1 protein-coding gene is annotated in these 283 nt (G+C 42.0%); it reads left to right on the top strand.

Translation table 11 applies throughout. From position 1 onward, the window contains the following. Positions 1–283 (top strand): hypothetical protein (locus CWC11_RS22030; RefSeq protein ID WP_138684265.1); only part of this gene is annotated, 283 nt, incomplete at both ends.

The raw sequence follows: 283 nt of genomic DNA, 5'->3' as shown, positions 1-283 counted from the left end.
AGTTGATAGTGAACACGTTAAACTAAGTCATGCCGAGACGACGCAAGCACTTGAACAAACTCAAAATCAGTTACTACAAGTGCAAAGTGCATTAGAGGTCGATGCTCAGAATAAACAACAGTTCTCTTTGCAAGCGGCAAATCTCGCTCAGTTGCAACAAGACTACGAGCAATGGCATTTGCTAGATAAGCTATTAGGCGACGCAACAGGCAAAAAGTTGCGTAATTGGGCGCAAACGCAAACGTTAAAAATCTTATTGCAGTATGCTAACCACCAATTGCAT

The sequence above is a fragment of the Pseudoalteromonas sp. S3178 genome (assembly GCF_005886985.1).
Lineage (GTDB): Bacteria > Pseudomonadota > Gammaproteobacteria > Enterobacterales > Alteromonadaceae > Pseudoalteromonas > Pseudoalteromonas carrageenovora.
This window is presented reverse-complemented; position numbering and strand designations above follow the sequence as displayed.